The 23,940-nt window shown below is 64.1% G+C and carries 23 protein-coding genes; 11 read left to right on the top strand and 12 right to left on the bottom strand.

Features of this window, described 5'->3' with window-relative positions:
• Positions 1–990 (top strand): SDR family NAD(P)-dependent oxidoreductase, encoded by a 990-nt coding sequence (locus CH305_RS15365; protein WP_094704126.1) that lies wholly within the window; start codon positions 1–3, stop codon positions 988–990.
• On the opposite strand, the gene CH305_RS15360 is transcribed toward CH305_RS15365, so the two are convergent.
• Complete coding sequence (locus tag CH305_RS15360) at positions 976–2,724, bottom strand: GAF domain-containing protein (protein ID WP_094704179.1); 1,749 nt, start codon at positions 2,722–2,724, stop codon at positions 976–978. The two genes, CH305_RS15365 and CH305_RS15360, sit on opposite strands and share 15 nt — an antisense overlap.
• 70 nt (positions 2,725–2,794) lie before the next feature.
• Between CH305_RS15360 and CH305_RS15355 the strand changes: the two genes are divergently transcribed.
• Positions 2,795–4,168, top strand: coding sequence for an FAD-binding oxidoreductase (locus CH305_RS15355; protein ID WP_094704125.1), 1,374 nt, complete (start codon positions 2,795–2,797; stop codon positions 4,166–4,168).
• Between the two features lie 13 nt (positions 4,169–4,181).
• On the opposite strand, the gene CH305_RS15350 is transcribed toward CH305_RS15355, so the two are convergent.
• Positions 4,182–4,406: a hypothetical protein gene (locus CH305_RS15350; RefSeq protein WP_256983775.1), complete on the bottom strand. Its 225-nt coding sequence runs from the start codon at positions 4,404–4,406 to the stop codon at positions 4,182–4,184.
• Between the two features lie 162 nt (positions 4,407–4,568).
• Here CH305_RS15350 and CH305_RS15345 point away from each other — a divergent pair, with 162 nt between their 5' ends.
• The gene (locus CH305_RS15345) at positions 4,569–5,129 is read left to right on the top strand and encodes a DUF2716 domain-containing protein (protein ID WP_094704123.1); all 561 of its coding nucleotides are present in this window, start codon (positions 4,569–4,571) and stop codon (positions 5,127–5,129) included.
• 50 nt (positions 5,130–5,179) lie between these two features.
• On the opposite strand, the gene CH305_RS29475 is transcribed toward CH305_RS15345, so the two are convergent.
• Together CH305_RS29475 and CH305_RS15335 are read right to left on the bottom strand one after the other, a co-directional pair.
• Entirely contained in the window at positions 5,180–5,818 is a 639-nt protein-coding gene (locus CH305_RS29475; RefSeq protein ID WP_256983773.1) for a hypothetical protein, read from the bottom strand.
• Between the two features lie 83 nt (positions 5,819–5,901).
• Positions 5,902–7,245, bottom strand: a complete 1,344-nt coding sequence (locus tag CH305_RS15335) for an MFS transporter (RefSeq protein ID WP_094704122.1) — start codon at positions 7,243–7,245, stop codon at positions 5,902–5,904.
• Positions 7,246–7,416: 171 nt separating this feature from the next.
• On the opposite strand from CH305_RS15335, the gene CH305_RS15330 reads away from it, so the two are divergent.
• Complete coding sequence (locus CH305_RS15330) at positions 7,417–8,184, top strand: metallophosphoesterase (protein WP_094704121.1); 768 nt, start codon at positions 7,417–7,419, stop codon at positions 8,182–8,184.
• A 4-nt stretch (positions 8,185–8,188) separates the two neighbouring features.
• The gene (locus CH305_RS15325; protein WP_094704120.1) at positions 8,189–9,361 is read left to right on the top strand and encodes a winged helix DNA-binding domain-containing protein; all 1,173 of its coding nucleotides are present in this window, start codon (positions 8,189–8,191) and stop codon (positions 9,359–9,361) included.
• 1 nt (position 9,362) lies between these two features.
• Here CH305_RS15325 and CH305_RS15320 read toward each other — a convergent pair whose 3' ends face one another.
• From CH305_RS15320 to CH305_RS15300, 5 genes are all read right to left on the bottom strand, one after another.
• Positions 9,363–9,980: a class I SAM-dependent methyltransferase gene (locus tag CH305_RS15320; RefSeq protein ID WP_094704119.1), complete on the bottom strand. Its 618-nt coding sequence runs from the start codon at positions 9,978–9,980 to the stop codon at positions 9,363–9,365.
• A gap of 214 nt (positions 9,981–10,194) precedes the next feature.
• Positions 10,195–11,190 carry an alpha/beta hydrolase family protein gene (locus CH305_RS15315; protein WP_094704118.1) on the bottom strand — a complete coding sequence of 332 codons (996 nt, stop codon included), beginning with the start codon at positions 11,188–11,190 and terminating at the stop codon, positions 10,195–10,197.
• A 226-nt stretch (positions 11,191–11,416) separates the two neighbouring features.
• Positions 11,417–12,496, bottom strand: coding sequence for a redox-regulated ATPase YchF (gene ychF / locus CH305_RS15310; protein ID WP_032386277.1), 1,080 nt, complete (start codon positions 12,494–12,496; stop codon positions 11,417–11,419).
• A gap of 12 nt (positions 12,497–12,508) precedes the next feature.
• Entirely contained in the window at positions 12,509–13,303 is a 795-nt protein-coding gene (locus CH305_RS15305; protein WP_094704117.1) for a TIGR03620 family F420-dependent LLM class oxidoreductase, read from the bottom strand.
• Positions 13,304–13,337: 34 nt separating this feature from the next.
• Positions 13,338–14,174 carry a helix-turn-helix domain-containing protein gene (locus tag CH305_RS15300; RefSeq protein ID WP_094704177.1) on the bottom strand — a complete coding sequence of 279 codons (837 nt, stop codon included), beginning with the start codon at positions 14,172–14,174 and terminating at the stop codon, positions 13,338–13,340.
• 102 nt (positions 14,175–14,276) lie between these two features.
• Between CH305_RS15300 and CH305_RS15295 the strand changes: the two genes are divergently transcribed.
• Positions 14,277–15,047 (top strand): SDR family NAD(P)-dependent oxidoreductase, encoded by a 771-nt coding sequence (locus tag CH305_RS15295; RefSeq protein WP_032402975.1) that lies wholly within the window; start codon positions 14,277–14,279, stop codon positions 15,045–15,047.
• Between the two features lie 22 nt (positions 15,048–15,069).
• On the opposite strand, the gene CH305_RS15290 is transcribed toward CH305_RS15295, so the two are convergent.
• The 3 genes from CH305_RS15290 to edd all read right to left on the bottom strand — a co-directional run bounded on the left by CH305_RS15290 (position 15,070) and on the right by edd (position 17,958).
• Positions 15,070–15,402: a CD225/dispanin family protein gene (locus tag CH305_RS15290; protein ID WP_094704116.1), complete on the bottom strand. Its 333-nt coding sequence runs from the start codon at positions 15,400–15,402 to the stop codon at positions 15,070–15,072.
• 84 nt (positions 15,403–15,486) lie between these two features.
• Complete coding sequence (gene eda / locus CH305_RS15285) at positions 15,487–16,104, bottom strand: bifunctional 4-hydroxy-2-oxoglutarate aldolase/2-dehydro-3-deoxy-phosphogluconate aldolase (RefSeq protein WP_094704115.1); 618 nt, start codon at positions 16,102–16,104, stop codon at positions 15,487–15,489.
• A 30-nt stretch (positions 16,105–16,134) separates the two neighbouring features.
• The gene (edd, locus tag CH305_RS15280) at positions 16,135–17,958 is read right to left on the bottom strand and encodes a phosphogluconate dehydratase (RefSeq protein WP_094704176.1); all 1,824 of its coding nucleotides are present in this window, start codon (positions 17,956–17,958) and stop codon (positions 16,135–16,137) included.
• Positions 17,959–18,100: 142 nt separating this feature from the next.
• Between edd and CH305_RS15275 the strand changes: the two genes are divergently transcribed.
• The 5 genes from CH305_RS15275 to CH305_RS15255 all read left to right on the top strand — a co-directional run bounded on the left by CH305_RS15275 (position 18,101) and on the right by CH305_RS15255 (position 23,879).
• A complete protein-coding gene (locus CH305_RS15275) occupies positions 18,101–19,282 on the top strand; it encodes an ROK family transcriptional regulator (protein WP_032380540.1) in 1,182 nt (393 codons plus the stop codon).
• A gap of 134 nt (positions 19,283–19,416) precedes the next feature.
• The gene (locus CH305_RS15270; RefSeq protein WP_094704175.1) at positions 19,417–21,690 is read left to right on the top strand and encodes a carbon starvation CstA family protein; all 2,274 of its coding nucleotides are present in this window, start codon (positions 19,417–19,419) and stop codon (positions 21,688–21,690) included.
• Positions 21,691–21,861 (top strand): YbdD/YjiX family protein, encoded by a 171-nt coding sequence (locus tag CH305_RS15265; protein ID WP_072692145.1) that lies wholly within the window; start codon positions 21,691–21,693, stop codon positions 21,859–21,861.
• A gap of 57 nt (positions 21,862–21,918) precedes the next feature.
• Positions 21,919–23,385, top strand: a complete 1,467-nt coding sequence (locus tag CH305_RS15260) for a DNA-3-methyladenine glycosylase 2 family protein (protein WP_037153511.1) — start codon at positions 21,919–21,921, stop codon at positions 23,383–23,385.
• Positions 23,382–23,879, top strand: coding sequence for a methylated-DNA--[protein]-cysteine S-methyltransferase (locus CH305_RS15255; RefSeq protein ID WP_094704114.1), 498 nt, complete (start codon positions 23,382–23,384; stop codon positions 23,877–23,879). The genes CH305_RS15260 and CH305_RS15255 overlap by 4 nt, the downstream gene beginning before the upstream one ends.
• The last annotated feature ends 61 nt before the right edge of the window (positions 23,880–23,940 follow it).

The raw sequence follows: 23,940 nt of genomic DNA, 5'->3' as shown, positions 1-23,940 counted from the left end.
ATGTCATTGCTGAGCCGCACGGTCGACACGATCCTCGACAGAGCAATCGTTCCCGGATACTCCCGCATCGGTGCCACGGTGCGTCGACGATTCTGGGCCGCGGATCCGACGCCGTTCCCCTCCCCCATCGACATGGTGGTGACCGGCGCGTCGTCCGGTTTGGGAGCCGCCACCGCGAAAGAACTCGCACGGCTCGGGGCTCGGGTGCACATGGTCGGCCGATCCGCCGACCGACTCGAGTCCGCCGCCGCGGCCATCAGAACCGAGGTGCCCGACGCCTCTCTCGTAGTGCACGAGTGCGACATCAGCGATCTCGATTCCGTGGCGGCGTTGATCGCGACGTTGGCCTCCGAGCTCACGGCCGTGCACGCGCTCGTACATTGCGCCGGGGTGATGCCGGATGGACGGCAACTCTCTGCGCAGGGACACGAATCCGCTTTCGCTACCCACGTTCTCGGGCCGGTCGCGTTGACCGTGGGATTGCGCGAGCTCTTCGACGCCGGATCGCGAGTTGTGTTCGTCTCGAGCGGCGGCATGTATGCGGTGCCGCTGCAGAACTCGGACTTCGAGTACGAGAACGGCAAGTACTCCGGTATGACCGCCTACGCTCGCACCAAGCGCATGCAGGTGGTGGTGGCCGAGCAACTGGCCGAACGCTTTTCACTCGAAGACGATCCGGTGGTGCACAGCATGCACCCCGGCTGGGCGTCGACTCCCGGCGTCACCGGATCGATGCCTCTGTTCGGTTCGGTGATGAAGCCGATTCTTCGCAGCGCCGACGACGGAGCCGATACCATCGTCTGGCTCGTGGCAGCCGATCCCGCGTTGACCAGCACCGGCACGTTCTGGCACGACCGTGCGCCGCGCCCGACTCATTACCCCTCCTGGCGTGGAGATTCACCTCGCGTGCGAGAGGCATTGTGGGCCAGCGTGGTCGAGGCAACGGGAATCGAGATCGAACCCGCGGCCGGTGACTCACAGACCGAGTAGGTCGGCCGATCTGCGCAACCGCATCAGCACCTGAAGATCGAGGGCATCGTCCGGGTCGCGCCACTGTGTACCGATGAGTCGGTCGATCGCCTCGAGTCGTTGATAGAGCGTGTTGACGTGTACACCCAGGCTCGACGCCGTAGCCGAATGGTGCCGTCCATGTGCGAGATACACCGACAGCGTCTCCATCAGCGGAACCCCGCGCTTGTTCTGCTCCGCCATCAAGGGGCCGAGCAGTTCCTCGGTGAGCTCGTCCAAGTGCTCACGGGCCATGTGGCTGAGCAGGATTCGATAGATCCCCAAACCGCGGGCCGAGGACACTTCACCGTCCCTGCCCAGGGTCGTCAGAACATCGACGGTTTGTTGCGCCTCGCGGAATGCCGTTGCCAGGGCGTCGGCACCTCGCGCGGGCTCGGAAATTCCTACCGTCGCACGGGTGTTGATCATGCGGCGAACGACAGCGGATTCTCGGGCAGGCACGACCAGCAGAACCCTCGAACCCTGCTCCGCCACTACTGATCCCGGAGGTAGTGCAATGGCTTCGAACTCGGCTCTCGACGCATTCCCTTGCCCCACTGCCACGCAGTACGTCACGTCCGGCGTCAGTCCGGCACGGTGGAACTGCCTGCGTTCGTCATCGGGTGACGAGATGGGATGAAGAAGCAGATCCACCAGAAAGGCGTCCTGCGCGCGGCGTGCAGATTCCGCTGCTGCACGCTCCTCGGCCAGCGACAGCGCAATGGCCGGCGCGGCCCGATCGAGAAGCAAACGGGTTTGATGGTCCTCGGGTCCGACGGAGATCAGCACCCCCAGAAAGTGACCCGCTGCTACCACCCGGTGAGCGGTCATCGCGTCGTCGACGGCCGTATCCGCGCCCTCCCTACAGCGGTCGACGAGGGTTTCGACCGTGGTGGCCGTGTACTCCAGAGCAGCCGGCACGGACGCGACATCCGCCACGAAGTACGCCGGGCGTTCGGTGGCCGCAGCTACCTCCCGAACCAGGCTTCGCACCCCACCCCCTTGGAGCACGACCTGGGTCAACGTGCGGTCCCACTGCAGTGTTTGTTCCAATTCCGCCGTGCGAAGGGATAACTCGGCGTTGAGAGTTTCGAGTTTGTCGATCGCCCGAACGTTCTCGATGGCGATGGCCGCGTGTGCGGCCAGTGCCGACAGCAGAGCGATCTCACTGTCTGCGAAATCCCGCTCCGACCGTTTGCACGCGAACAATGCGCCGATCACACGGTCGCCCACCCGCAGCGGTACGCCCAGCAAGCCGCGCATGTTCTCCGATCGCGCTGCGCTGTCGGCTCCGGTGATGTGCCGAAAGGCAGGTTCGCTCTGATAGTCGGGAGTCCACGACGGTGAGGCTCCGCGCACGATGAGGCCGACCAGCCCCTCGTCCTGCGCGAGCCTGATGCCCACGAGCTTCGGCGTCAGTGCACCGCTGGTGACCTCGATGACGAACTCGTTCCCGTACACCGAACCCATGTAGGCCAGATCCACGCCCAGAAGTGTGCGCGCCTGGTCCACCACCTCCTGCAGCAGAATCCGATTGTCTCGCACGGTCGTCAGGCGCACCGCGATGTCGTTGAGCGCCGAGAGTTCGGTGCTGCGCTGTTTGCGCTGATCGAGCAATGCGCGCAACCTCGAGGCCGCGTGCGCCTCGGCACCGGGATGTGTTCGACGGTGGGCTTCGAGTTCGTCGATGGACGCGTCGTCCAGCAGCAGTTCCATCCATGACTTCACGGGCGACATAGAGAAAACCTACATTGGCCGAGACCCAGGTCACAGCTAGAGTCGAGATATGTCGCTCGTCGAACAGTTGTCGAATTCTCTCCCCGCGGACCGCGTCGTCGTCGATCCCGACGTCATCGCGTCGTACCAGCACGACGAGGCGGAATGGGCACCGTTTGCGGTGCCTGTTGCCGTCGTGCGGCCCCGTAGCGCCGAAGAAGTGCAGGCTGTCGTTCGCGCCTGCCTGGCCCATGGCGCACCCGTCGTCACTCGCGGGGCGGGCACCGGACTGTCCGGCGGAGCGAACGCCACCGAGGGATGCGTTGTACTCGCCCTCGACGGCATGGATGCGATCAAGGAAATCGACCAGCTCGAGCGATACGCCGTCGTGGAGCCGGGAGTGGTCAACGATCACCTGCGAGCAGCGGTCGCCGAGCAGGGCCTCTGGTACCCACCGGATCCGGCCAGCGCGCCGTGGTCGACCATCGGCGGCAACGTCGCCACCAACGCCGGCGGGCTGTGCTGCGTGAAGTACGGCGTCACCCGCGATTACGTCATGGGGATGCAGGTGGTCACCGGAACCGGAGAACTGGTGAGGCTCGGTCGCAAGACCGCGAAAGGTGTTGCCGGCTACGATCTTGCGGGTCTGATGGTCGGATCGGAGGGCACCCTCGGCATCATCACCGAGGTGACCCTCAAGCTGCGCCCGCTCCAGGATCCGCAACGGACCGTCGCCGGCTACTTCGACTCGATCGTCGACGCCGGGCGCGCCGTGGCCGCGGTCGCCGCCGCCGGATTGACGCCGTCTGCGTTGGAGCTGATCGACAAGCAGTGCCTCATCGCCGTCGATGCCTGGAAGAACATGGGCCTGTCGGTCGAGGCAAATGTGGTGTTGCTCGGGCGGATCGACGATCCAGGGCTCATCGGAGACCAGGAAGCCGAGAAGATGCTCTCGTGCTTCGACGAGGCCGGGGCCACGTGGTCTGCGGTCTCGACCGATCAGGAGGAGGCCGACGCACTGTTCGCGGCCCGCCGGTTGGCGTATCCCGCGATGGAGCGCCTGGGTCCGGTGTTGACCGAGGACGTATGTGTGCCGAAGAAGCATGTGCCCGAGATGCTTTCGCGTATCGAGCAGATCGGCCTGCGGTACGAGACTACGATCGCCAACATCGCACACGCCGGTGATGGAAACCTGCATCCGTTGCTCATCACTCCGCACGACGACCTTCCGGCCCGCGAGCGCGCTCAGGCCGCCTTTGCCGAGATCATCGACGCTGCTCTGGAACTCGGCGGCACCGTGACCGGCGAACACGGAGTGGGGCTACTCAAGATGGACGGCTTGGTGCAGGAACTGGATCCGGTGGTGTTGGACATGCACCGCGCGGTGAAAAAGGCACTGGATCCATACGGGATCCTGAACCCGGGCAAGGTGTTCGCGTCCTGACAGCGCTGAGATCCTACGGTTGAGTGCGCAGATTGCCGTTGTGCAGCGCGGTCACCACCAGACTCGGCAGGCCGTTGACCAACAAGAGAACGGCCACCACGAGGCCAGTCGCCAACCACGGCTCGGTCAGCCAGAAATGATTGCCGAGCTGTAGCGCACCGAAGATACTCAGTATCCATCCGGCAGCCTGGGCACGTCGGGCGCGCTGGGCAGGTCTGACCGGATACGAGCCGTTCACGGCTGGCAACCTACGGCCATAATTTTCACGAGATGCGATTCGAGCCGCCACGACGTGGAGCAGTACAGCGAACGTGATGGCACACAACGCAAGCGACATACAGTCATCTCCCCTTCCGACTGCTGTCTACGCGCAGTCTCACGGGACTGGAACGATAGACCGATGACGACCAAGCTGACCATGGACTTCGGATCTACGCTACCCATCGGGTGGACCGAACTCGACCGAACTGCGCAAACACAGCACTGGTCGGTGTTCAACAATAAGTTCGGGTTTCGGCCCGGGACCGAACCTGAGTCGTGGCCGGCCATCGCCGAGCCTGCACCCTCCATGACATTCGACCTGGACGCCCATACCGTCCGCACGACGGCCTCGTGGTCTGCCCGGGTCGACGCTGTCAACGCGGAAGCTTTGCGCTGCTTCGTCACCGAGTTTTCGGACAACCCGACCTTCGTCGTCCTGGACTGGCAACACCCCGGTTACAGCTTCGACGCGGAAGCGCACGCCGACGCGGCCGAGAACGGCGAGTGGCGGGTCCCCGTCCACCCGGACGGCGACTACTACATCTTCGCCCGCGACGGATTCACCGAAGGGACCTTCGGCCACCCGTGGGAACGCACCTTGTGTGTCTTCGGACCGCGCATGGTCGCCACGCTCGGCCGCACCTTGGCAACGTGGCTTCCCACGATCCGCGTCGACGGAGAGCAGGTTACGGCTCAATAGCCGTCGGAGGCCGCCGTGAGATCAGAGCATCATTGTTTTCGATCGATGCGTCAGCCTTCGAATCGCTCGATCCGCCACGGCGGAATCTCGCGACGCGGTCGGACCTTGATCGCGCGAAACCGATAGCCGTCCTGATCGATAGCAGGCTCCCACTCGAAGTCGACCTGCTCGCCTACTTCGAGGTTGGACTCACCCCCACCGATGCTGAAACCTCCGACCGAGCGCGAGTCGATGACTTCGTCTGGATGAAGGGCACTGAAGAAAGTCCAGCACCCACCCGGAGTGTCCTCGGAATCGATGACGCCCCAACTCTCTTCGCCGTTCCACACGGACACCACTCCGACGGACCACGTTCCAATCCGAATCGGTTCTTCCCAATCCAGATCTGTCACTTCGGTGACGGTGCCGTCAGGGGCAATATCCCAAGCACCGGATGTCGGACGATCCGACTGTGCGACCGGCTCGGTACCCAGCGGCCAGGCGTGAACTGTGAAGAAGCTGTACCCGTACAGAGGTTCTGCCTGGTGCTGCCACTCGAACTCCACCTCCTCGCCTGGAGCCAGAACAGGCAATCCGCGAACAGCGACGGATGCCGACGGCGTCCAACTGCCGCCCGGGGTGTCCTCGGAATCGATCACGCCCTCCATGCCGAGAATCTCCCAGCTCCGGACCCGCCCGCGACTCGTCATCTGTCGAGTATGTCCGGTGTTCGGTGGAAGAGCTGGATCCAGCTGCGTGGAGATACCCCGCTCCGTGAATGCGCATTCGTTCGTCAGTGCGCCACCGGCACTTCCGTATTGGTCTCGGAGCGGACACCCATCCGGCCCCGCAGCACGATCACCAGCACCACCGCCATCAGCATGACACCACCGACGACCCACAGCCCGGCCTTGGCGTTGCCGGTAGCGTCGAGAAGCCACCCCGTCACGTACGGGGCACCGAAGCCCGAAGTGTTGCCGACCGAGTTGATGATCGCAATTCCAGCCGCTGCTCCCGCTCCGGTGAGGAACGTACTGGGCAGGTACCAGAACACGGGAAGCGCGCAGAACACGCCCACGGCGTTGACCGTCACCGCGATCATGGTGGTGAACGGTGAATCCATGTACAGCGCAAACGGAATGGAGATCGCACCGATCAGGGTGGGGATCGCGACGTGCCAGGTGCGCTCGCCGGTCCGGTCCGAATGTCGACTCCAGAGCACCATTGCCACTGCGCCCACTGCGAACGGCACGGCCACGATGAGGCCCGTTGTCACGAGCGAGAAGTCGGTGTCGAACGTCTGCTTGAATCCCGCGACGATGCTGGGCAGGAAGAAACTCAGCGAGTAGAGACCGTAGGTGATGCCGAAATACACCAAGCCGAGCATCCAGACTCGGACGTCACCGAGAGCACGCTTGACCGAGCCGCTGATGTGCCCGTCCTTCACAGCGTCCTCGGACTCCAATTCGGTGGTAAGCCAGGCCTTCTCATCGGCAGTGAGCCACTTCGCCTGGAACGGTCGATCCGTGAGATAGAACCAGGTGACCACTCCGAGCAGGATCGCAGGAATGCCCTCGAGGAGGAACATCACCCGCCAACCCGACAGTCCGAACAGCCCGTCCATGTACTGAATGATCGCACTGGACAGGGGCGCACCGAGCGCCGACGACACCGGCAGTGCCAGCATGAACAGGCCCATCAGACGGACTCGGTAGGCACGCGGAAACCACATCGTCATGTACAGCAGCACACCGGGGAAGAAGCCGGCCTCGGCGATGCCGAGCAGAATCCGTAGCCCGTACAGCCACCCTGCTGTCGGTACGAATGCCATGGCGGCGGCCACAATTCCCCACGACACCATGATGCGGGCGATCCACCGTCGGGCACCGAATTTGTGCAGCGCCAAATTGCTGGGCACCTCGAACAGCAGATACCCGATGAAGAACAGTCCCGACGCCAGACCGAACATCGTTTCGGTGAGGCCCAATTCGTCGCTCATGGTCAGCTTGGCGAGACCGATGTTGGTGCGATCGAGATAGTTGACGAAGTAGGCCAACCCGAGAAACGGGATGATGCGTCGGGCGACCTTCTTGACCACCCGCGTTTCGATCTCGGGCTTCGAAATGACTGCAGGCATGGGCTCGGCTTTCCCTAGAGCGAAAGTGACCTGGACCACACTATGGACCTATCGGGCACGGGTCTATGGAGATATCACCCACCCAAGGCGGAGATTCGAGGGCGAAGTCTCCAACGCTCGCCGAGGGCTGCCCTGTTGCAGTCGAATGCCCACGCTGCGATCCTGTTGGTTGTGCGGATAGCTCTCATAGCCGATATTCACGGCAACATCGCGGCGCTCGACGCCGTCCTCGACGACATCGAACGGCAAGGCGTCGACTCGGTGGTGAACCTCGGCGATCTGCTGTCCGGCGGACTGCATCCGCGTCAGACTGCCGATCGGCTGATGGCGCTGAACTTTCCCACCATCGCCGGAAATCACGATCGCTACCTGCTCGAGCAGGATCCCGAGTCCATGGGTAGTTGGGATCGGCACGCCCATGATCGACTCGACGACGAGCACCGACAGTGGCTGGGCTCGCTGCCGTTCTCACTCGCGCTGGATCACGGAATACTGGCAGTACACGGAACACCCACCGACGATCAGCAATACTTCCTGCACTCGGTGGACGCCAACGGTTCGCGCGAGGCGACCGAAGCCGAAATCCTCGAACGGGCAGCAGGTTTCACGGACCGATCTGTCATCGCCTGTGGACACACCCACCTACAGCGCCAGTGGACTCTTCCCAGTGGCACACTCGTGGTCAACCCGGGCAGCGTCGGCACCCCCGCGTACGACGACAATCAGCCCTACCCTCACGTCATGGAATCCGGGTCGCCGCATGCGCGTTACGCAGTACTCGACGATCGCGGCACAGGCAGCTGGTCTGTGTCTTTCGAGCTGGTCGACTACGACCACATCGGTGCTGCCGCCGATGCCCGCGCGCACGGCATGAACGCCATCGCCGACGCCCTCCTCACCGGTTTTGTCGGCCCTGCGCCACAAATGCCGTCACACTGATCGCGTGAAGATCACCGACGCCCAGCGGCGACACCGGCTCGTCGCGCAACACTTCTCCGACCCTTCGACCGTCGAAGCCGTGGTGTCGTCCCTGCTCGCGTTGCACGCGACCGACCCGGCGACTGTGTATCTCTCGGTGTTGGCGCGTGCTCGATCGCTGGGACTGTCCGATGTTCGTGACGCGATGTACGAGCGCCGAAGTCTGATCCGCCTGATGGCGATGCGGCGCACGATGTTCGTCGTCGCTCACGACGACGTCCCGGTGATTCATGCCGCGGCGAGTCTCGGGGTTGCACGCACCATGCGGGCACGCCTGGTCAAACAGGTCTCGACGCTGCCCACCGAACCGGTGATCGTCGATGTCGAATCCTGGCTTGCCGCAACGGAAAAAGAAGCCGAGGCGGCGCTTCGCTCGATGGGTACAGCGACCGGAGCCGAGCTGTCGGCAGTGGTCCCCGGCCTCAAGACGGCACTGCTACCGACCACCGACAAGGTGTACGACGTCAGGCGATACGTCACCTCCGAGGTGTTGGTCATGATGGCCGCCGAAGGAAAATTGGTGCGGGTCGAGCCACGGGGAGCATGGACTTCTCGGCGGCATGCGTGGGCACCGATCGACCACTGGTGGCCGGACGGGATTCCTGATCTCGATGAAACCGAGGCACGCGCCGAACTTGCCCGACGCTGGCTCGAAGTATTCGGACCGGCGACGCTCGACGACCTGCAATGGTGGACAGGGTGGAACAAGACGCAGACTCGTGGTGCAGTTTCCGGCCTGGACACAGTGGCGGTCGAACTGACCGAAGGCGACGGAATCATGTTGACCGGCACTACCTTCGACAAGCCCGCCGGCACAAGCGTCATGCTGCTGCCCGCACTCGATCCCACGCCGATGGGCTGGAAGCACCGCGCCTGGTATCTCGGCGAACACAAGGCCCCGCTGTTCGATACCTTCGGCAACATTGGCCCGACCATTTGGTCCGGGGGTCGTATCGTCGGAGGTTGGGCCGTGACCGGATCCGGAGAAGTGGCGACCGAGTTGCTCGAAGACGTCGGCTCGACGGTGTCGAAAGCCGTTGCAGCAGAGACTGACCGCCTCACCACCCTGCTCGACGGCACCGCGGTGGTCCCGTCATTCCCGACACCGTTGGAGAAAATGCTACGGGGAAAGAAGTGAATCAGAAGACGTAGCGTCCCTCGGCCCAGGCACGGGCTGCCGGCGGTGTCACCGCATCGACAGGTTCACCGTCGCGGAAGTAGCTGGTGTGCAGGATTCGACCCTCGTCGACTGCTTCCTGCCACGCTTGGGTCGGTCCTTCACCGAACCAGAGCCACGGGGTGATGTCGTCCATCACGACCACCGACTCGACGGTAGCGAGCGCACGTAAATCGTCGAGGTCTGCGCGAGCACCCTCCACCGAATGGTCGCCGTCGACGAAGATGACATCGAATCGCACGTCCGGGTGTTCCTTCGCGTATGCGGCGATGGTGGTGTGCGAATCACCTTGTATCAGGGTGTGGCGGCCCGGAAAGTGTTCATCGATATGGGCTTTCGCGGCGGCACTGTATGTGTACGCGGCCAAGTCGAAGGACACGACGGTCACGTCGGGTGACGCGGACAGAAAAGCCCAACTCGAGAAGCCTGCATTGAACCCGACCTCACAGATCAGCTTCGTACCCGGCCGGGCGGCGAGCGAAGACAAGTATGCCTGCTCCGCCTCATCGGCTCCACGCTCGAAAGGTTCCCCAGCAGTGGCCGTTTGGTGTACCAATGCCTCGAGTTCCTGCAGACCCATCCACGTTCTCCTATCGTCTGATTCGGAGCGTAGCCAAGTTCGATGGGCGGCGCAGACGACTGGGCTCAACGGTAAGTTACCGATAGGCGTCTCGCCGATGCCATGTTGAGCCAGGAATACGACCAGGTGTGGCGGAACTTGCGGAGTGTGAACGGAATCAATCCGCGTGAACCTGCTGGACTTGCGCGGGGTACCTACCGCTCCGCGAGCAAGCTCACGGCTCGAGCCCCGCGGCCAGCGTCGGCCAGCTCTTTGCAAGCTGGTCGGCCCAGTACGGCCACGAGTGCGTACCAGGGCTGCCCAGATCGAACGTGGCCGGGATGTTCAGCTCGACGAGTTTGTCGCGCAGCAGGCGCGTGCAGAAATCGGTGCCTACTTCGATCGCCCCGCCGATCACCAGCGTGTCGAGGTCTTCGAGCGTCTCGTACCGCTCGTGCGGACCGGGGAGGCCACTGGCGGAAAAGAGGTAGATGGACATTCCGCGCAGCGCTTCTGCGTTCACCAGCAGATCGTGGGCGGCCCAGCCCGCGTTGAGGGGGCCACCGAGCATATTGTTGGCGTTGCCGCCGTAACCGGCGACGATGGTTCGCATGAGGGTTTGCCCAAGTATGCCCTCGGATAGAAAGCACCCGCTGTACGCCGCGACGGCCGAGTACCTGTCCGGGTTCCGGGCGGCAAGCATCATCGCCGACTGAGCGCCCATCGACAGGCCCGCCACACCGTCATTGCCGTTGCCCTCGAACTCCGCGTCGATCAACGGCGGAAGCTCCTGCGTCAGAAAGGTTTCGAAGCGGTAGCGGCCGAGTCGGGGGTCGTCGTTCTCCCAGTCGGTGTAGAAGCTCGCTGGACCGGCAAGCGGGAGAACCACGTTGACGTTCTTGTCACGAAAGAACTCCGCCGCGTTGCCCTTGCGAAGCCAGATGCTGCTCGACGGTTCGTTCTCCCCGGATCCGCTGAGCATGTACAACGTCGGGCGCGTGCCTTTACGCTCCGCGGGGGTCAGAACCTGCACCTCGATGGTCCGATCCATGCTCGGCGAGTACACCGACAGCCACGTCAGCGTCGGGCCGGTATCGATTCGGTTCTCGATCCGCGCCGGCTGGCTCGGTGCAGGATTTTCAGTGTCGATGTCTTGAGCAGCGGCGGGCACGCCCGCCACGAAGGTGAGCAGAACTGCGATCACCACCAGAACCGGCCGCACGCCGAACATAGGACCCCCACTGCCCGCGGCGCTGTGCGACCGCTGTTGTCGGGGCAGTTTTGCACGAAGGAGGGGCAAGAATCGGACTGATCGTCAGCAAATTGTGAAAAATCCGGCATTCAGCCTGTTTTGTGCCTCGCCGATGGGAACAGTTCAGTACGTACCGAGGCCGCGAGCAGCCAGTGTGCTGCCGACAAGTGACATGCTGGGTGACCTACTGATGTCGCGCGTCAAGCTAGACGTTGAAGCGGAACTCCACCACGTCGCCGTCGGACATGACGTAGTCCTTGCCCTCGATGCGCACCTTGCCGGCAGCCTTGGCCGAGGCCATCGACCCTGCGGCTACGAGGTCGTCGAAGGAAACGATTTCGGCCTTGATGAAACCGCGCTCGAAGTCGGTGTGAATGACTCCCGCAGCCTGCGGAGCCGTGTCGCCTCGATGAATCGTCCACGCGCGGGCCTCTTTCGGGCCTGCGGTGAGGTAGGTCTGCAGGCCCAGAGTGTGGAAGCCGGCGCGAGCCAATGCGTCGAGACCGGGCTCCGTCTGTCCGACGGATTCGAGCAGTTCCGCTGCCGATTCCTTGTCCAGCTCGAGCAGTTCGGATTCGATCTTGGCGTCGAGGAACACCGCGTCGGCGGGGGCAACGAGACGAGCCAGTTCGCCGATCTTCGCGTCGTCGGTCAGCACCGACTCGTCGGCGTTGAAGACGTAGAGGAAGGGCTTGGTGGTGAGCAGCTGAAATTCACCGAGCAGCTCGAAGTCCAACTTCGCCTTGGCCGAGAACAACGTCTTGCCGTCGTTCAGTACGGCCTGTGCCGCCAGAGCCGCGTCGAGCGCGGGCTTGCGATCCTTCTTGATCCGCACCTCTTTCTCGAGGCGCGGGATGGCCTTCTCGAGGGTCTGCAGATCGGCGATCGCGAGTTCGGTTTCGATGACCTCGATGTCTGCGGTCGGGTCGACGCGACCATCGACGTGCACCACGTCGTCGTCGGCGAAGACACGAACGACCTGGCAGATGGCGTCGGCCTCACGAATGTTGGCGAGGAACTTGTTGCCCAGGCCTGCGCCCTCGGACGCACCCTTGACGATGCCGGCGATGTCGACGAACGACACCAGCGCAGGCACGAGCTTCTCCGAACCGAACACCTCGGCCAGCTTCTCGAGCCGGGGATCCGGCAGCGCGACCACACCGACGTTGGGCTCGATGGTGGCGAACGGATAGTTCGCGGCCAGCACATCGTTGTTGGTCAGCGCGTTGAAGAGGGTGGACTTGCCGACGTTGGGCAGTCCGACGATTCCGAGGGTGAGGCTCACGATCTATGGAGTCTACTTTGACAACACCACCAGCTCGGACAGTGCCCGGCCAGCCTCGATACTCGACGCACCCAGCGGCGCCAGAACCACGTGATCTGCGCCGGCAGCATGGTGCGCGGACACTCGCTCGGCGATGTCGTCGACACTCCCCCACACCGCCAAGCCGTCGACCAGACGGTCGCTGAGATCGTCGACATCCGCCTCGGTGAACCCCATGCGCAGGAAGTTCTGCCGATACCCAGGGACCGTGGCGAGAAAGCTCAGCGGTTCCCGAGCTGCAGCGCGCGCCCGATCCGGATCGGACTCGACCACGACGAACTGGTCGACCACCAACGTCGACCCACCGAGTGCACTGCGCGCCTGCGCCGTCCACTCCGGCGTCACCAGCAACGCGATTGCGCCGGCAGCGCGGTCCCGCGCCATCTCCAACTTCTTCGGACCGAGCGCCGCAAGCAGAAGGTGATCGGCGGGCACCTCGAGCTCGTCGAGGTACTTCCTCAACCCAGCCAAAGGCCGAGCACTCTGCGGCCCACCGAGGCCGAGGACGAATCGACCGGTGCCCGAGAGCTCGTCGAACAGTTCACCGGTCTGCGCAGGCGAGTACACATCGACCGGCACGATCCCCGGAACGATGGTCGCAGTCTCGGTCGCGTGGACCAGATCGGCCAGCCTGCCGAGTCGATCGAGCTGCCCACCCGGCAACCAGACCGAGGTGAATCCGAGTGATTCCAACTCGCGTGCGTCGTCGAGGTGCGACGGTGACACGTCGATGGAAATGCCGATTGTGCCGAGACCGAGTGTGTCCATGGCTACGACGCTAAAACCTCGAGTGTTGTTCAGGTCAAGAGGTGATCGCCGAACTCGGGTCCCAGCTCGCCAGGATCGGCAGTACTTTCGCCGTACTCGACCCTTCCTCGACCGTGTAGACGATCAGACTTTGATCCGGCTCGCTCGGCGACGTCAGAAACTCGATCCCGAATTGCAGGGTGCCCGCCGCCGGGTGCTGAATGATCTTGGTTGCACCTGCAAATTCGGCGACCTCGTGATCGCTCCACCATTGCTCGAAACATGTCTCCGACGAACGCAATTCGTCGATCAACGCCGTCAGGGTCGGGTCTCCCGGTCGACGGGCAAGATCGCGGCGAAGCGCCGCGACCGAGGCCGCCGCGAACTGCGACCAATTGACGATTCGCTCGCGGGCGATGGGATTGCGAAACAGATAGTGGAACAACGAGTGATCAGCGGGCGGTTGCAGACTCAGTACGGATCGAACCAGCGAGTTGCTGGCCAGGACGGCCCCGCTACGCCCGAGCAGGATCACCGGCACATGGTCGAGCGCCTTCATGACCTGTAGCAGCCCCGGATTCGGTAGCTGCGCAACATCCTCGGTGGGCGTCGCCGGGGACGCGAGATCGAGTAGATGCGCGGACTCGACCTCATCGAGCTTCAACGCGCCGGCGATTGCCCGCAGCACCTCGGTCGACACGTTGGCCTGGCGACCCTGTTCGAGTTTGCTGTAGTAATCCGGACTCACTCCGGCCAGAGCCGCCAGCTCTTCGCGCCGCAGCCCCGGCACCCGTCTGGCACCGGGATACGTACGAATCCCGGCCTCGACCGGAGTCATGCGGTCGCGCCGATCACGCAGAAACGCGCTGAGGGCGGACCTGTCCTTGTTCACGAATTCCACAGTAGCGACATGGGCGATTGCCAACCTGGTCATGACAGACCTAGGCAGAACGACGCCTGGTTGACTGCATCGACCGACCGTAGACATGGCGTCATGACTTCTTCTACTTCTCCGCAGCTCCTCGGACGCACCGCCGTCGTCACCGGATCGACCAGTGGGATCGGTGCTGCCATCGCGCTGACCCTCGCCGCCCAGGGGGCATCGGTGGTCGTCAGCGGCCGCGACGCCGAGCGCGGCAAGGCCCTGGCGCACAGCATTTCCGAGACAGGCGGCACTGCGGCCTTCATCGACGTCGATCTCTCGGGCAGCTACCAGGAGCTCCGCGAATTCGCCGCCCGCAGCACCGACGCTCTCGGCGGCCGCGTCGACATTCTCGTCAACAACGCCGGCATCTATCCGGCCACCGCCACCGCCGACCTGCCCGATGATCAGCTCGACGCGATGCTTGCCGTCAACGTCCGAGCTCCACATGTGCTCGTCGGCGCGCTGGCCCCGGCCATGGCCGAGCGCGGTAGCGGAGTCATCGTGAACATCGGGTCGTGGATGGCCACGATGGGCAGCCCCTTTGCCGCTATGTATTCCGCCACCAAAGCCGCCGACGAACAGCTCACGCGCAGTTGGGCAGCCGAGTTCGGACCGCGCGGCGTGCGAGTGAACGCCCTCGCACCCGGAGCGACTCTGACCCCGGGCAACGAGGACGCTCGTCAAGTACTCGACGCCATGACGGCCGGCACGCCCGCAGGCGCGGTGCTCTCGCCTCAGGACATCGCCGATGGCGTTCTGTTCCTGGTATCGGACAACGCCGCGATGGTCCACGGAACAACCCTCTACGTCGACGGCGGCATCTCGGTCACGCGCGGGTGAGCAGTGAACCGCCGTCGACCGGTCACATGGTCGAGACGACCAAGCCGATGAACGCAAGGTAGAGAACGATGAAGGCACCGAAGATGATCAGCGACAGCTTCCCGAAGAACCCGGCCCGATTCGACGAATACTCTGCTCCCTGAACGTTTCCCATCATCCACAGCGGGTGCACCTTCAGTGCGTGGTTGAACGCTGGAATGGCCAGCGGCCAGAAGAAGATGACGGCCACGACGGCCCAGCCTGCATTGGAGGACGGCAGAGCAGCTGGCTGCGGATACGGCTGCTCGGCCGGAAAGGACTGCCCCGCTGGAAACGACTGTGCGGCTGGGAACGGTTGCTCGTACGGACCTGACATGAGAATTTCCCCCGATTGTTCGATGACGGACAACCAGTAGGACGCCGCACCGTCACGTCTGGTTCCATCGGAGGACGGGGAATCTCAGACCAATTCGGCTGTGGCTGCCGCAAGAGCGACGATTGCATCCCAATCTTGTTCTGCGACAGCCGCGGCCGGAGTGAGCCACGATCCCCCGACGCATCCGACGTTCGGCAGCGCCAGGTACGTCGACGCATTGGCGGTGGAGATTCCACCCGTCGGGCAGAAGCGTGCGGCCGGGATCGGCGAGTGGATCGACTTCAAGAAATTCGCACCACCGGATGCTTCGGCCGGGAAGAACTTGAGCTCGGTGTAACCGGCTTCGAGCAAGGTCAGCACCTCGGATACCGTTGCGGCACCGGGCAGATGCGGTAGTCCGGTATCACGCATGGCCTTCGTCAGTGAAGCCGTGCAGCCGGGCGAGACCAGGAACTGAGCACCCGCGTCGGCAGCCTGCTTGGCCTGGCCGGGAGTGACGATCGTGCCCGCACCGACGAGGATCTCGGGGACCTCCGCCGCGATGCGCTCGATGGCGTCGAGTGCCACCGGAGTCCGCAACGTCAGCTCGATGACGGGCACTCCGCCCGCCACCAGGGCACGTGCGATCGGAACAGCATGATCGAGGTTCTCGATGACGACGACGGGGATGACGGGTACGCGGTCGAGCAGAGATGCAGTCACGTTCTTACCTTCTTGTGGAGTTACAGGGACTCAGCGCATGACGAACATTGCGCCCTCGTCGGCCGGGCCGACGAGCGCACGCATGCCCGAGAACAGGTCACGACCGGTGCTGGACCATTCGTCCTTGTCCAGGACTCGTCCGGCGACCGGTCGTGCCTCGAACTCGTCGAGCGGAACGTCGATCGACAATGTGCCGTCGAGGGAGTCGAGGGTGATCATGTCACCGTCGAGAATTTTCGCGATCGGTCCCCCACTCGCGGCTTCGGGAGTGAGATGGATTGCTGCAGCAACCTTTCCGGAGGCCCCGGACATCCGGCCGTCCGTGATCAGCGCGACGGACCGTCCCTTGTCCTGCAGGATTCCCAGAGCCGGGGTCAGCTTGTGCAACTCGGGCATGCCGTTGGCCTGCGGGCCCTGATAACGCAGCACCGCAACGAAGTCGCCGTCGAGAAGCCCTGCATCGAATGCCTCGAGGAAGTCCGCTTGGTCGTCGAACACTCGCGCCGGTCCGGTGACCACCCGATGTTCGGGTGCCAATGCCGAAGTCTTGATGACACACTTTCCGATCGGCCCGATCAGCATCTTCAGTCCACCGTCGGCGCTGAACGGCTCGTTCGCGCCACGTAACACGGTGTCGTCGTGGCTCATCCGAGTACCGTCCTGCCACATCACCCCGTCGCCGTCGAGCTTCGGTTCCTGCGTGTAGCGCCGCAGGCCCTGCCCGGCAACGGTTTTCACATCCTCGTGCATCAATCCGGCGTCGAGCAGAGACCCGATGACGAACCCGAGTCCACCGGCCGCGTGGAAGTGGTTGACGTCGGCTTTGCCGTTGGGGTAGATCCTGGCCATCAGCGGCACCACGGCCGACAGATCGGACAGGTCCTGCCACGTCAGCGTGATGCCGGCGGCTTTCGCGATGGCGACGAGGTGCATCGTGTGGTTGGTCGAGCCGCCGGTGGCCAGCAGTGCGACGCAGCCGTTGACGATCGACTTGACGTCGACGACCTCCCCCACCGGGGTGTAGTTGTCTCCGAGGGACGTCAGACCGGTGACGACGTGCGCGGCCTCGCGGGTGAGCGCGTCGCGCATCGCGGTTCCGGGGTTGACGAACGACGAGCCCGGCAGATGCAGACCCATGACCTCCATGAGCAGCTGGTTGGAATTGGCCGTTCCGAAGAACGTGCACGTGCCACTGCCGTGATACGACGCGGCCTCGGCGTCCAGCAGTGCCTCACGGCCCACCTTGCCCTCGGCATACAGCTGACGAGCTTTTGCCTTCTCGCCGTTGGGAAGTCCGGATGTCATCGGGCCCGCGGGCACGAACACCGCAGGCAGATGGCCGAAACTCAGTGCGCCGATGAGCATTCCGGGGACGATCTTGTCGCACACGCCGAGCATCAGGGTGGCGTCGAACATGTCGTGGGACAACGCAATTGCCGTCGACATCGCGATGATGTCCCGACTGAACAGGGACAGCTGCATGCCGTCGTGGCCCTGCGTGATGCCGTCGCACATCGCTGGGACGCCACCGGCGAACTGCGCGATGCCACCGGCGTCGATGACCGACTTCTTCAGTACGGCCGGGTATGTCTCGAACGGCTTGTGCGCCGAGAGCATGTCGTTGTAGGCGGAGACGATCGCGATGTTGGGCTTGACCATGCCACGCAGCGCTTGCTTGTCGGCCTTCCCTGAGGCCGCGAATCCGTGGGCGATATTGGCGCAGGCGAGTCGGCCACGCGCCGGGCCTCGATCCCCGGCAGCAGCGATTCGAGCGAGATATTTCGTGCGGTCGGACTGGCTGCGGTCTGCGATGCGGTCGGTGACCTGACGCAGAACCGGATGAAGTGTGTCCATGAGCATCTCCGATGTTCGGTCTCTCACGACTCAGCCTAGAGCCGGTTAAGTCGATCAGCAACCCAACTTATGTTTTTCAAAGTTCTAAGTAGCAATTCTTAGGGTGTTGCCGTAAAAGTTGCCAGTTGGTTGAATGGCGTATATGTCGATGCCGCGCCTGAGCGCTCCACCTGCGACCGCAGGTGAGATCTTTGCTCTGGTTCGCGACGGCGAAGCCGACACCCGCGCCGAATTGGGCCGGATCACCGGACTGTCTCGCTCGGCCGTCGCCTCCCGGGTAGCTGCACTCGCCGGACTCGGCTTGATCATCGAAACCGAGGACACTCAGTCGACGGGTGGACGCCCCCCTGCGCGCTTGTCCTTCGACGTCGACGCGGGTGTCGTACTCGCGGCCGCGATCGGACGAAGCCGCTCGCAACTGGGCGTCTTCACTCTCGGTGGGGAGTTCCTCGCCGGCGATACCGTCGATCAGGAAATCGGCATCGGGCCGGACGAGCTGATGCCGCAGATCACCAAGCGATTGCAGGCATTGCTCGACGAATCGCACCGAACCGAACATCGCATTCTCGGCGTCGGCCTGTCCATCCCCGGCACCGCCGACACCGCGCGCGGGTGCAGCCTGGACTCACCGATCATGCACGGCTGGGACGGAGTGCCACTGGCCCCGTTCTTCGCCGACACCACATCTGCTCCGGTCTTTCTCGACAACGACGCCAACGCGATGGTCCTCGCCGAACGCCGGGACAATCGAGATCGCTTCCAGAACGCCCTCTTGGTCAAGGCCTCGACGGGTCTCGGTGCCGGGATCGTCGCGGGCGGCGCACTACAGCGTGGATCACTGGGCGCAGCAGGCGAATTCGGCCACACCAAGACCGCAGCCGCAGCGGGTGTCGCGTGCCGGTGCGGCGACAGTGGTTGCCTCGAGGCCATTGCCGGCGGCTGGGCATTGGTGCGCGCGTTGAACGAGCAGGGCCGAGAAGTGGGACACATCCGCGGTGTTGTCGACCTCGCGGTCAGCGGTGACCCCGAAGCACGCAGACTCATCCGCGACAGTGGACGCCACATCGGCGAAACCCTGGCCGGAGCCGTCAATCTGCTCAACCCCGAGGTCCTCATCGTCGGCGGCGACATGGCCAATGCGTACGACATCTTCGTTGCAGGACTGCGCGAGACCGTCTACGGAAACGCGACTGCGCTGGCCACCAAGGCTCTCACCATCCAGGCCACCACCCACGGCGACCTCTCCGGGGTCATCGGTAGCGCAGCACTGGTGCTGGATCAGGTACTCAGTGCCCGGGCCGTCGACGACGCTCTCGGTAGCTGACGGCCCCGGAGACATTTCCGTTCGTCGCACTCCAGCGACCGCCGGGCGCAACGCGATGCGTCGATTCGAGGACGAGCACCGGCTGCCCACATAGGGTGATCGCAGTCACACCTGCGATCCTGGAGACCCCACACATGTCACTGAAAGCACCCGACGATCCACACGTCGAACTGCTGAAGACAGATCCCGACCTACCACCCGTCGGCGTCGTCGAGTCACATCCGATGACGCCGATCAAGCGTCTGATGCTCGTCGCGATCGGCCTACTCGGCGGTGTCGCCTGGACGATCATCGCCATCGTGCGCGGGGAGAACCCCAACGCCGTCTGGTTCGTCATCGCCGCCGTCTGCACCTACATCTTCGCGTTTCGCTTCTACGCCAGGTTGATCGAACGCAAGATCGTCTTTCCTCGAGACGACAGAGCCACACCGGCCGAGATTCTGGAAAACGGCAAGGACTACATGCCGACCGATCGTCGGGTGCTGTTCGGCCACCACTTCGCCGCGATCGCCGGAGCCGGCCCCCTCGTCGGACCCGTTCTCGCCGCCCAGATGGGCTACCTACCCGGCACGATGTGGATCATCATCGGCGTCGTGTTCGCCGGTGCCGTCCAGGACTTCCTGGTGCTGTGGATCTCGACGCGCCGCAACGGCCGCAGCCTCGGCCAGATGGCCCGCGACGAACTCGGCGTCGTCGGTGGTACCGCGGCGCTGATCGCGGTGTTCGTCATCATGATCATCCTGATCGCGGTGCTGGCACTCGTCGTCGTCAACGCGCTCGCCGAAAGCCCATGGGGCGTCTTCTCCATCGCGCTGACCATCCCGATCGCACTGTTCATGGGCGTGTACCTGCGCTACCTGCGACCGGGCAACGTCACTGAGGTCTCGCTCATCGGTGTCGTCCTGCTGCTGTTCGCCATCGTCGCCGGCGGCTGGGTTGCCGAAACAGAATGGGGCACCGACTGGTTCACCCTCTCCAAGGTGACCGTCGCCTGGTTGCTGATCGGCTACGGCCTGCTCGCCTGCATCCTGCCGGTGTGGCTGTTGCTCGCACCGCGCGATTACCTGTCGACGTTCATGAAGGTCGGCACCATCGCGCTGCTGGCCGTCGGTATTCTCATCGCTCGTCCCGAGATCCAGATGCCCGCCATGACGAGCTTCGCCACCGAGGGCAACGGCCCGGCATTCGCGGGATCGCTGTTCCCGTTCCTGTTCATCACCATCGCCTGCGGTGCACTCTCCGGTTTCCACGCTCTGATCTCCTCCGGCACCACGCCGAAGTTGCTCGAGAAGGAAAAGCAGATGCGGATGATCGGCTACGGCGGCATGCTCACCGAGTCGTTCGTCGCCATCATGGCGCTCATCACCGCCTGCGTTCTCGATCAGCACATCTACTTCGCATTGAACGCACCGGCGACGTTGACCGGCGGCACGCCCGAGACAGCGGCGGATTACGTCAACGGATTGGGCCTGAGCGGCGGAGACATCTCGGCGGCCGAATTGAGCCAGGCGGCAGCCGATGTGGGCGAGGAATCGATCATTTCCCGCACCGGCGGAGCACCGACACTCGCGTTCGGTATGTCCGAGGTACTGCACCAGGTGTTCGGCGGCGAATCGCTCAAGTCGTTCTGGTACCACTTCGCGATCATGTTCGAGGCACTGTTCATCCTCACCACGGTCGATGCAGGCACCCGTGTCGCGCGCTTCATGCTCTCCGACAGCATCGGCAACCTGCCCGGAGCCTCGGCCAAGAAGTTCAAGGACCCGTCCTGGCGTCCCGGAGCCTGGATCTGCTCGCTGATCGTCGTCGCAGCCTGGGGCGCAATCCTTCTCATGGGCGTCACCGATCCACTGGGCGGCATCAACACCCTGTTCCCGCTGTTCGGTATCGCCAACCAGTTGCTCGCGGCGATCGCGTTGACGGTGGTGATGGTCATCGTCGTCAAGCGTGGCCTCTACAAGTGGGCCTGGATTCCCGGTGTTCCGCTGGCCTGGGACCTGATCGTCACCATGACGGCCTCCTACCAGAAGATCTTCTCCTCGACCCCGGCCATCGGCTACTGGACTCAGCACTCGCAGTTCCGCGACGCCAAGGCGCAGGGACTGAGCGAGTTCGGCAGCGCCAAGACACCCGAGGCCATCGACGCCGTCATCCGCAACACCTTCATCCAGGGCACGCTGTCGATCGTCTTCGCGGTACTCGTCCTGGTGGTCGTGATCGCCGGGGTGTGGGTGTGTATCAAGGCCGTTCGCGGAGCTGATCTGCCCGACAACGAAGAGCCGGAGGTTCCGTCGAAGATCTTCGGCCCCAGCGGCTTCGTGCTCACTCCGGCCGAGAAGCAAGTGCAGGCCGAGTGGGACGAGCTGATCGACGCGGGCACCGTCCGTAGACCCGGATCGGCGCACTAGATGCGCGGGCTGTGGTGGTGGATCACCTCGGTGATGGGCGACCACGATTACGACCGGTACGTCGCCCACCTGGCTCGGCACCACCCGGGTCAGGAACCGCCGACCGTGCGTCAGTACTGGAAGGACCGGCACGCGGAAGCGGACCGAAATCCAGGGGCACGGTGCTGCTGACACGGTGCTGTCCGATTTCCGCTAGCACTGGCGGGATCGCGCTGACACAGTAGGTACATGAGCAGCGAACGGCAGGTGCAAGAACTGGACTTCGATCGGTGTTATCGCGCGGTCTCCTCGCGTGACGCACGGTTCGACGGCCAGTTCTTCACCGCCGTTCGCACCACCGGCATCTACTGCCGCCCGTCCTGCCCGGCGCGCACACCCAAGCCGGGCAACGTCTCGTTCCTGGCCACGGCCGCCGCAGCTCAACAATCCGGCTATCGTGCGTGCCGCCGCTGCCAGCCCGACGCCACCCCCGGTTCCCCGCGGTGGAACATCCACTCCGACCTCAGCTCTCGCGCTATGCGACTGATCTCCGACGGGGCCGTCGAGCGTGGCGGCGTCGACGGCCTCGCCAGCACCCTCGGTTACTCGAGCCGACAACTGACTCGGGTGTTGACCGCCGAGGTCGGTGCAGGCCCGCTGGCATTGGCCCGCGCGCACCGAGCACACACCGCCCGCACACTGATTCAGACCACGGACATGTCGATGTCCGACATCGCCTTCGCAGCAGGCTTTTCCAGCGTTCGGCAGTTCAACGACACCGTCAAGGAAGTGTTCGCCGTCGATCCATCGACGCTGCGGCGGGAGGCACACCGCACCGCGGTGACAACCGCGGGTGGAACGGTCACGTTGCGACTGCCCTACCGCCAGCCGTTGGACCGCGGCTGGATCGAGTGGTTCCTTCGTGGTCACGTGGTCGAGGGCATCGAATCGTTCTCCGAGGACGGAGAATACGTCCGATCACTGCGCCTGCCGCACGCCGGCGGACTGGTGGCTCTGCGGGTGATGGACGGATTCGTCAGTGCAGCCGTGACATTGCAGGACATGCGCGACCTCGCTCCCGCCGTCGCCCGAATCCGACATCTCCTCGACCTCGACGCCGATCCACTTGCCGTCGACGACGCCCTGCACGCCGACCCGCAGTTGGCACCGAGTGTCGAGGCCCATCCAGGAATTCGGGCCCTCGGGGTGGTCGACGGCGCAGAGATGTTGCTGCGCACCGTGATCGGACAACAGATCTCCCTGAAGGCCGCGGCCACCCACACTGCCCGGCTCGTCGACGCGCTCGGCGCACCACTCGACCTCGGCAACAACACCGTCACCAGGTTGTTTCCCGAGGCCGCCGTCATCGCCGAACGCGGTCACGAGGTTCTCACCGGCCCTGCGGCCCGCGTCCAGACCGTCATCCGCGTCGCCGACGCCATCGCGTCGGGAACCGTAGAGCTGCATCCCGCGCGCGAGGGTCCCGAACTGGAGCGAGAACTGCTGGCGCTCAAGGGCATCGGACCGTGGACCGCTCGTTATGTCGTGATGCGTCTGCTCGGCGACCCCGACGTTCTCCTCGACACCGACCTGGTCGTCCGCCAGGGTGCGCAAGCCCTGGACATCTCGTTGAAGAACTCAGCCCGCTGGGCACCGTGGCGCTCGTACGTCTCGATGCACCTGTGGATCACCGCACTGGAAAGAAGACAAGCATGACTGCCACAGCCGCCACCCGAGACACCCCGATCGGCCCGTTCACCACCATCGTCGACGCCGATCAGCGCGTACTCGCGTCGGGCTGGACCGATGACATCGAGGAGCTGCGCATCCTGATTCACCCGACGATGCGACCCCACACCGTTCGCAGTGCCGCCGACCTCGGCACGGTCACCGACGCCGTCGACGCCTACCACCGCGGCGAACTCGATCGGATCGACGATGTGCCCGTCGCGCAACGGTCCGGTGAATTCCTGATGCACGCCTGGGATGTGCTGCGCACCGTCGAACCCGGCGCTCCGGTGACCTACTCCCGATTCGCGGAGCTGTCGGGCCGACCCACAGCCATCCGCGGTGCGGCGTCCGCCTGTGCGCGCAATGCGGCTGCGCTGTTCGTGCCGTGTCACCGGGTGGTCCGTATCGGCGGTGCCCTCGGCGGATTCCGTTGGGGATTGCCCGCCAAGAAATGGCTGTTGGCACACGAGAGCGCCTGACCGCTGCCGCGTCGGGTGGCGGTGGCCCGCGGCCTAACGGTCCCGGGCGTTATGGTTCTTC

It is taken from the genome of Rhodococcus sp. 15-649-2-2 (assembly GCF_002258645.1).
Classification (GTDB): Bacteria; Actinomycetota; Actinomycetes; order Mycobacteriales; family Mycobacteriaceae; genus Rhodococcoides.
This window is presented reverse-complemented; position numbering and strand designations above follow the sequence as displayed.

Coding starts and splice junctions, on each gene's coding strand:
- CH305_RS15365 (WP_094704126.1), top strand. CDS start 1: ATGTCATTGCTGAGCCGCACGGTCGACACGATCCTCGACAGAGCAATC.
- CH305_RS15360 (WP_094704179.1), bottom strand. CDS start 2,724: ATGGAACTGCTGCTGGACGACGCGTCCATCGACGAACTCGAAGCCCAC.
- CH305_RS15355 (WP_094704125.1), top strand. CDS start 2,795: ATGTCGCTCGTCGAACAGTTGTCGAATTCTCTCCCCGCGGACCGCGTC.
- CH305_RS15345 (WP_094704123.1), top strand. CDS start 4,569: ATGACGACCAAGCTGACCATGGACTTCGGATCTACGCTACCCATCGGG.
- CH305_RS29475 (WP_256983773.1), bottom strand. CDS start 5,818: ATGACGAGTCGCGGGCGGGTCCGGAGCTGGGAGATTCTCGGCATGGAG.
- CH305_RS15335 (WP_094704122.1), bottom strand. CDS start 7,245: ATGCCTGCAGTCATTTCGAAGCCCGAGATCGAAACGCGGGTGGTCAAG.
- CH305_RS15320 (WP_094704119.1), bottom strand. CDS start 9,980: ATGGGTCTGCAGGAACTCGAGGCATTGGTACACCAAACGGCCACTGCT.
- CH305_RS15315 (WP_094704118.1), bottom strand. CDS start 11,190: ATGTTCGGCGTGCGGCCGGTTCTGGTGGTGATCGCAGTTCTGCTCACC.
- CH305_RS15305 (WP_094704117.1), bottom strand. CDS start 13,303: ATGGACACACTCGGTCTCGGCACAATCGGCATTTCCATCGACGTGTCA.
- CH305_RS15295 (WP_032402975.1), top strand. CDS start 14,277: ATGACTTCTTCTACTTCTCCGCAGCTCCTCGGACGCACCGCCGTCGTC.
- CH305_RS15290 (WP_094704116.1), bottom strand. CDS start 15,402: ATGTCAGGTCCGTACGAGCAACCGTTCCCAGCCGCACAGTCGTTTCCA.
- edd (WP_094704176.1), bottom strand. CDS start 17,958: ATGGACACACTTCATCCGGTTCTGCGTCAGGTCACCGACCGCATCGCA.
- CH305_RS15275 (WP_032380540.1), top strand. CDS start 18,101: ATGTCGATGCCGCGCCTGAGCGCTCCACCTGCGACCGCAGGTGAGATC.
- CH305_RS15270 (WP_094704175.1), top strand. CDS start 19,417: ATGTCACTGAAAGCACCCGACGATCCACACGTCGAACTGCTGAAGACA.
- CH305_RS15265 (WP_072692145.1), top strand. CDS start 21,691: ATGCGCGGGCTGTGGTGGTGGATCACCTCGGTGATGGGCGACCACGAT.
- CH305_RS15260 (WP_037153511.1), top strand. CDS start 21,919: ATGAGCAGCGAACGGCAGGTGCAAGAACTGGACTTCGATCGGTGTTAT.
- CH305_RS15255 (WP_094704114.1), top strand. CDS start 23,382: ATGACTGCCACAGCCGCCACCCGAGACACCCCGATCGGCCCGTTCACC.